This window comes from Bradyrhizobium sp. (genome assembly GCF_016462955.1).
Lineage (GTDB): Bacteria > Pseudomonadota > Alphaproteobacteria > Rhizobiales > Xanthobacteraceae > Bradyrhizobium.
This window is the reverse complement of sequence record NZ_JAEMSD010000180.1, coordinates 4,941-12,188: the sequence shown is the minus strand read 5'-3', so window position 1 is coordinate 12,188 and position 7,248 is coordinate 4,941. Positions and strand designations below refer to the sequence as shown.

At 66.4% G+C, this 7,248-nt stretch carries 7 protein-coding genes and 1 pseudogene; 7 read left to right on the top strand and 1 reads right to left on the bottom strand.

From position 1 onward, the window contains the following. Nucleotides 1–125: 125 nt before the first annotated feature. The 6 genes from JHD07_RS19105 (at nt 126) to JHD07_RS19080 (ending at nt 6,033) form a co-directional block, all read left to right on the top strand. On the top strand, nt 126–1,115 hold the full coding sequence (locus JHD07_RS19105; protein WP_291624699.1) for an L-threonylcarbamoyladenylate synthase: 990 nt from the start codon (nt 126–128) through the stop codon (nt 1,113–1,115). Between the two features lie 14 nt (nt 1,116–1,129). Continuing rightward, nucleotides 1,130–2,557, top strand: a complete 1,428-nt coding sequence (locus tag JHD07_RS19100) for an FAD-binding oxidoreductase (RefSeq protein WP_291624698.1) — start codon at nt 1,130–1,132, stop codon at nt 2,555–2,557. Continuing rightward, complete coding sequence (locus JHD07_RS19095) at nt 2,554–3,000, top strand: GNAT family acetyltransferase (protein ID WP_291624697.1); 447 nt, start codon at nt 2,554–2,556, stop codon at nt 2,998–3,000. The genes JHD07_RS19100 and JHD07_RS19095 overlap by 4 nt, the downstream gene beginning before the upstream one ends. A 9-nt stretch (nt 3,001–3,009) precedes the next feature. Continuing rightward, nucleotides 3,010–3,594 carry an NUDIX domain-containing protein gene (locus JHD07_RS19090; protein WP_291624696.1) on the top strand — a complete coding sequence of 195 codons (585 nt, stop codon included), beginning with the start codon at nt 3,010–3,012 and terminating at the stop codon, nt 3,592–3,594. 281 nt (nt 3,595–3,875) lie between these two features. Further along, nucleotides 3,876–4,805 carry a glycine reductase gene (locus JHD07_RS19085; protein WP_291624695.1) on the top strand — a complete coding sequence of 310 codons (930 nt, stop codon included), beginning with the start codon at nt 3,876–3,878 and terminating at the stop codon, nt 4,803–4,805. Nucleotides 4,806–4,839: 34 nt separating this feature from the next. Then, complete coding sequence (locus JHD07_RS19080; protein ID WP_291624694.1) at nt 4,840–6,033, top strand: CoA transferase; 1,194 nt, start codon at nt 4,840–4,842, stop codon at nt 6,031–6,033. Between the two features lie 204 nt (nt 6,034–6,237). On the opposite strand, the gene JHD07_RS19075 is transcribed toward JHD07_RS19080, so the two are convergent. Further along, a complete protein-coding gene (locus tag JHD07_RS19075; RefSeq protein ID WP_291624693.1) occupies nt 6,238–7,002 on the bottom strand; it encodes an SOS response-associated peptidase in 765 nt (254 codons plus the stop codon). Nucleotides 7,003–7,064: 62 nt separating this feature from the next. On the opposite strand from JHD07_RS19075, the pseudogene JHD07_RS19070 reads away from it, so the two are divergent. After that, nucleotides 7,065–7,248 (top strand): annotated as a pseudogene (locus JHD07_RS19070) (hypothetical protein); the annotation flags it as partial.

Sequence of the window (7,248 nt, the reverse complement as noted above, 5' to 3'; positions counted from 1 at the left end):
GAACCTGCGACCCCTGCGTCCCGAACGCAGTGCTCTACCGGGCTGAGCCACACTCCGACAAGAAGGCGGCTTATAGCGTCGGGTTTGACCCACTGCAAGCGGCCGAGCCGAGGAATTTTATCCCTGTGAAAACGGGTCTTGAAACGCTGATTTTGCCGGCCGGCAACGCCGGCGCGGAGGCCGCCGCCCGGCGACTTGCGGCCGGCGGGCTGGTCGCGTTTCCGACCGAGACGGTCTATGGGCTCGGGGCCGACGCCGCCAATGCCACGGCGATTGCCCATCTCTATGCCGCCAAGGGGCGGCCGGCGTTCAATCCGCTGATCGCGCACGTGCCGGATATCGCGGCTGCCCGGCGGATCGGGCGGTTCGATGCGCGGGCGCTCGAGCTTGCGGAAACGTTCTGGCCAGGGCCGCTGACGCTGGTGGTGCCCAAGACGGAGGGCTGCCCGGTGGCGGATCTCGCCACCGCGGGCCTCGACACCGTGGCAATCCGCATTCCCGCCCACCCTGTCGCGCAGGCGATCCTGCGCGCATTCGGCGGTGCCGTGGTGGCGCCGTCCGCCAATATCTCCGGACACGTCTCGCCGACGCTGGCGGCGCATGTCGAGAGCGACCTTGCCGGGCGGATCGACCTCATCGTGGACGGCGGGCCCGTCACGGTCGGCGTCGAATCCACCATCGTCGGCTGCTTCGAAGCGCCGATGCTGCTGCGGCCTGGTGGGCTGTCGCGCGAGCGGATCGAGGCGGTGCTCGGCATGCCCCTGGCGCGGCCGCCGGTGGAGGCCGGGGACGACGATGGCCAGCCGCTGGCGCCGGGCATGCTGGCGTCGCATTACGCGCCGCGCGCCCATGTGCGGCTCGAAGTGCGCGAAGTGGCGCCGGGCGAAGCGCTGCTGGCATTCGGCTCCGAGCGCCTGCCCGGCATGGAGGCCGCCACAGCCGTCATGAATCTGTCGCCCGGCGGTGATCTCGATGAAGCCGCCGCCAATCTGTTCGGCTATCTTCGCAGCCTGGATGCGACAACGCCGAGGACGATCGCGGTGATGCCGATACCGGACGATGGTCTTGGCGAGGCAATCAACGACCGGCTGCGGCGGGCCGCGGTGGCGCGATAAGAGTGGAAGAGACAATGAACATCAACAAGCCTGTCATCCCGCCGCTCGCGCCCGAGTTGATCGAGCAATTCCGCAAGATCGTCGGCGAACGCCATGCCATCACCGATGCGAACGACATCGCGCCTTACGTCACCGAGGAGCGCAATCTGTTCCACGGCCGCTCGCCGCTGGTGTTGCGCCCGGGCTCGACGGCGGAGGTCTCCGCGATCTGCAAGCTCGCGTCCGCGCACAACATCGCGCTGGTGCCGCAGGGCGGCAACACCGGGCTCGTTGGTGGGCAGACGCCGCACAATGGTGAGGTCGTGGTGTCGCTCCGGCGCCTCGACAAGATCCGCGAGGTCGATACCGCGTCCAACACCATGACGTGTGAGGCCGGCGTCGTGCTGCAGGTCGCGCAAGCGAAGGCGTCCGATGTCGACCGGCTGTTTCCGCTCTCGCTCGGCGCCGAAGGCAGCTGCACCATCGGCGGCAATCTCTCCACCAATGCCGGCGGCACCGCCGCGCTCGCCTATGGCGTGGCGCGCGAGATGGCGCTTGGCCTCGAGGTGGTGCTCGCCGACGGCCGCGTGCTCAACACGCTGTCGAAGCTAAAGAAGGACAACACCGGCTACAATCTGCACAACCTCTTCATCGGCGCCGAAGGCACGCTCGGCATCATCACGGCGGCGACCCTGAAACTGTTTCCGAAGCCGCGGTCGGTCGAGACGGCCTTCGTCGGACTGAAATCGCCGGCGGCGGCCCTCAAATTGCTCACGATCGCGCAGGGCGAGGCCGCCAATACATTGACGAGCTTCGAGCTGCTGTCGGAGATGGCGGTGGATTTCTCGGTGCGGCACGGCATCGACGTGCGCGATCCGCTTAGCGAGAAGCATCCCTGGTACGTGCTGATGGAATTGTCTTCTCCCGGCGATGACGCCCGCACGCCGCTGGAGACGATCCTTGCCCGTGCCTTGGAAGAGGAGATCGTCGACGACGCCGTGATCGCGGCGAGCCTCGCCCAGCGCGGTGCGTTCTGGAAGCTGCGCGACGAGATGTCTGCGGCGCAGAAGCCGGAGGGCGGCTCGATCAAGCACGACATCTCCGTGCCGGTCGCGGCCGTGCCCGCCTTCATCGCCGAGGCCGATGCCGCCGTCGTGAAGCTGATTCCGGGCGCGCGCCCGGTGCCATTCGGCCATCTCGGCGACGGCAATTTGCACTACAATGTCAGCCAGCCCATCGGCGCCAACACCGCCGATTACCTCGCGCGCTGGCACGAGGTGAACGCCGTGGTGTTCGAGATCGTGCTGCGCATGGGCGGCTCGATCTCGGCCGAGCACGGCATCGGTGTGCTCAAGCGCGACGAGCTGCCGGAGGTCAAGGACAAGACCGCGATCGAGCTGATGCGCGCCATCAAGGCGATGCTCGATCCGCACGGCATCATGAATCCGGGGAAGGTGCTGTGAGTGCGTCGCTTGTGATCGACGCGGTCACCGATGCCGATGTCGAGAAGGTCGTCGCGCTGTGGCAGCGCTGCGGCCTGACCCGGCCCTGGAACGATCCGCATGCCGACATCGCACTGGCGCGGCGGCGCGACAATTCCGCCGTGCTGGTCGGCCGCGAGAGCGGCGCGATCGTCGCGACCATTATGGTCGGCCACGACGGCCATCGCGGCTGGGTCTATTACGTCGCGGTTGATCCCGATTGCCAAAAGCGCGGCTTCGGCCGGGTAATCATGGCAGCGGCCGAGGACTGGCTGCGCGCGGCGGGCATTTCCAAGCTGCAGCTCCTGGTCCGGCGCGAGAATGCAAAGGCCAATGCGTTCTACGGCGCGCTGGGCTTCGAGCTGTCGACCTCCGTGATGTTCCAGAAGTGGCTCGACGGCCGCGCCACCATGCCAAGCAACTGAGATCGAGTCATGACCATTTCCGACCGTGTCCGTATCAAGGACGTTCGCCTGCTCTCAAACAATTGGACGCCGCTGAAGAACACGACCCTCGAATACCGGCGCGCCAATGGCGAGTGGCAGACGCAGCACCGCGAGACCTATGAGCGCGACAACGCCGCCGCCGTGCTGCCGTACAATCTCGCGCGGCGCACCGTGATCCTGGTGCGCCAGTTCCGCCTGCCGGCCTTCATCCGCGGCCATGACGATCTCCTGATCGAGGCCGCCGCCGGCGTGCTGGATAACGCTTCGCCGGAAGAGCGCATCCGCGCCGAGGCGGAGGAAGAAACCGGCTATCGCCTGCACCACGTCCACAAGGTGTTCGAGGCCTTCATGAGCCCCGGCGCCATCACCGAAAAGCTGCATTTCTTCGTCGCCGAATATGAGCCCGAGATGCGGGTGAGCGACGGCGGCGGCCTCGAACACGAGGGCGAGGACATCGAGGTGCTGGAGCTGTCCATCGACGAGGCCTTGGCGATGATCGCCGACGGCCGCATCATCGACGCCAAGGCAATCATGCTGCTGCAATACGTGGCACTGCATATTTTCGGTAGGTGACGCTTTTCACCCTCCCCTGGAGGGGGAGGTCGATCGCGCGCAGCGCGAGCGGGGTGGGGTGATCCCTCCACTCGGGCACTGTTGGATGTGGAGAGACCGTCACCCCACCCCGTCTCACATTTCGCTGCGCTCCATGTGAGCCGACCCTCCCCCTCCAGGGGAGGGTAAGAGACACCGCTCCATCCTCGTCTGCAATTCTGACCTGCGCCGGCTCTCCCCCGGTTGAGCTCTCTCCTGACTACCTCTAGTCTGACTCCAACCAAGAACCTGGAGACGCGCCCATGTCCGCTCCGCGCGACGACGAATTCGGCTTTGCGCCCGACTACGATGCCCCCGTTCCCTACATGCAGCGCACGCGCGACTACTACGCGGCGATCGGCTACACCACGCCCTATCGCTGGGCGCATTACACCGAGGCGCCGTTCCAGGCGCTGAAGAAGCCGCTGGCGAAGTCGCGCGTCACCATCATCACGACGGCGGCCCCCTACGATACCACCAAGGGCGATCAGGGGCCCGGCGCGGCGTATAACGGCGGCGCGAAATTCTACCAGGTCTATGACGGCGACACGTCCAGGGAGCACGATCTGCGCATCTCGCATATCGGCTACGACCGCAAGCACACCACGGCGACCGACAGCGGCACCTGGTTTCCGCTGCCGCAACTGTTGAAGGCGAGTGCTGCGGGCCGCATCGGCGAAGTCGCGCCGCGGTTCTTCGGCGCACGCACCAACCGCAGCCAGCGCGTCACGCTCGACACCGACGCGCCGGAGATTCTCTCGCGCTGCCTGGCCGACAAGGTGGACGTCGCCGTGCTGGTGCCGAACTGCCCGGTGTGTCACCAGACCACAGCGCTGGTGGCGCGGCACCTCGAGCGGAACGGGATTCCGACCGTGATCATGGGCTGCGCCAAGGACATCATCGAGCACGCCGCGGTTCCCAGGTTCCTGTTCAGCGATTTCCCGCTCGGCAATTCCGCCGGCAAGCCGCACGACGTCGCCTCGCAGGCGCAGACGCTTGAGCTTGCGCTTCAACTGCTGGAGACCGCGAGCGGGCCGCAGACGACCATGCAGTCGCCGCTGCGCTGGAGCGAGGACGCCTCCTGGAAGCTCGACTACAACAACGTCGCGCAGCTCAGCCCTGAAGAGCTGGCCCGACGCCGCGCCGAATTCGACAAGCAGAAGGAGATCGCGCGCGGCAACCGCGCCGCCTGACGCCTCCGACAACAATGAATCAAGGGAGAGCGGCGTGACGCGACCGTTCGAGGGCGTGAAGATCCTGGATTTCACGCAGGTGCTGGCCGGCCCCTATGCGAGCTATCAACTCGCTCTGCTGGGTGCCGACGTCATCAAGGTCGAGCGGCGCGAGGGCGAGGACATGCGCCGCACGCCGCTCTCCCGCGAATGGGCCGAGCGCGGGCTCGCGCCGGCCTTCCAGGCCGTCAACGGCAACAAGCGCAGCCTGACGCTCGATCTGCAGAAGCCGGAGGCGATCACGATCGTGAAGAAGCTTGCGGCGCAGGTCGACATTGTCATGGAGAATTTCCGGCCCGGCGTGATGGACAAGCTCGGCATCGGCTACGGGGCGCTGTCAGCGATCAATCCCAGGCTGATCTATTGCGCGGTCTCCGGCTTCGGCCAGACCGGGCCCGATCGTTTGCGGCCGGGCTATGACGGCAAGATGCAGGCGCTCTCGGGCATCATGGCCATCACGGGCCACCCCGAGACCGGGCCGACCCGTGCGGGCTTTGCGGTGTGCGACGTGCTCTCGGGCGCGACGGCTGCGTTCGGCGTCTCCAGCGCGCTGTATCAGCGCGACCGCACCGGCAAGGGCCAGCTGATCGACGTCTCCATGCTGGAGGCGACGCTGGCATTTCTCTCCGGACAGATCGCGGACTGGTCGGTGGCCGGCCATCGCCAGCAATTGTCGGGCAACCAGGCGGTGAGCCGCAGGACCACGGCCAATTTGTTCAAATGCGGCGACGGCCATATCCTGCTCGCCGTCAACAACGAGAAGCAGTACCGCGCGCTGATGGCGGCGCTCGGCCGCGAGGACACGCTGAGCGATCCGCGCTTTGTCGACTGGTTTTCGCGCAACGAGAACGAGGGCGCGCTTCGCGCCATCATCGAACAAGCGCTGGCGGCAAGGCCGGCGCGCGAATGGGAGACGGTTCTGGAAGACGCCGGCGCGCCCTGCGCCAGCATCTGGAAGGTCGAGGAGATCATCGACCATCCGCAGATTGCCGCGCGAGGTGCCATTCAGGAGCTGGACACGCCGTACGGCCGCCTGCGCTTTGCCGGCAGCGGCTTCAAGCTCGCGCATGGCGGCGGCAGGCTGGACCGCATGGCGCCGGAGCTGGGCGCGGATACGCAGGCGGTGCTGGGCGAGCTGGGATTTGATGCGGTGGAGATCGCGGGGCTAAGGGCAAGAGAGGTTGTGTGAGGGGCGGCAGCCACACACTCAATCGTCGTCCCGGACAAGCGCCAGCGCAGATCCGGGACCCATAACCATAGGATGGTGTTTGGCGAAAATTCGTGGTTGCCAGCGCGCACCACAACTACTTCCTGTGGCTATGGGTCCCGGATCGGCGCGCGCTTTGGGCGCGCTTTTCCGAGACGACAGCGGAGTGAGTGGTGGCAGCGTCGCCTAGAACAACGACCCCTGCCCGTCATCCGATGATGCAGCCGCAACCTTCCGCATCGCCTTCTTCAGCTTCACCGCCTCTGCCTCCGCCTCCATCTCCTCCGCACTGATCGGCAACACGAGCTGCTCGTCGTCGTTGGCGACGCGGTTGACGCGGGTGGAGACGGGATGCCAGGCGAACTCGCCGACGCGCGGCGGGCTCATCAGCGGCGGGATCGCATCGACCTCGTCGCCGCGGCAATCGAGCCAGCGCTCGAAATCGCGGGGGCTGATGGTAACGGGCACGCGGTCATGCAGCGCGGCGAGGTCCTCGCCCGCCGCCGCCGTGACGATCGCGACCGTGTCGAGCTCCTCGCCGTTCGGCCCGACCCAGGTCTCGAACAATGCGGCAAAGCCGAGCGGCTCGCCGTCGGCGCGGTGGATGAAGAAGGGCTGCTTGCGGCCGCCTTCCGACTTCCATTCGTAATAGCCGTCGGCCGGGATCAAGCCGCGCCGGCGGCGAATCGCCATCTTGAAAGCGGGCTTCTCCAGCACAGTCTCGGAGCGGGCGTTGATCAGGAGCGTGAAGCCGCGGGGGTCCTTGACCCAGGCGGGCAGCAGGCCCCAGCGCATCAGGCGGAAATGGCGCGCGCCGTTCTCGATCCATACGACCGGAATCGGTTGTGTCGGAGCCACATTGTACCGGGGCGGGAAATTTGGCTGCTCGACATAGCCGAACAGTTGCCGCAAAGCCGCGGGGGCCGAAGTTATGACGAAGCGTCCACACATGCTTTGGGCCTATATAGGGTCCGTTCAGGTCCTTTTAACCCCGAACGTTAACACTGCGGCGGATGAGCTCAACGGCCTCCCAACCCGCGCGGTCGCATGTACAGACGGGCCCTGAGGCGGCCGCCTGGGCCGAACGGCTGCGCGTGGCCAACATCAACCCGCGGACCGGGCTTGCCACCGACTACCTCAACCATTTCAATGAAGCGGTGATGCTGCTGGAAATGGTGCCGGACATGCCGGAATGCG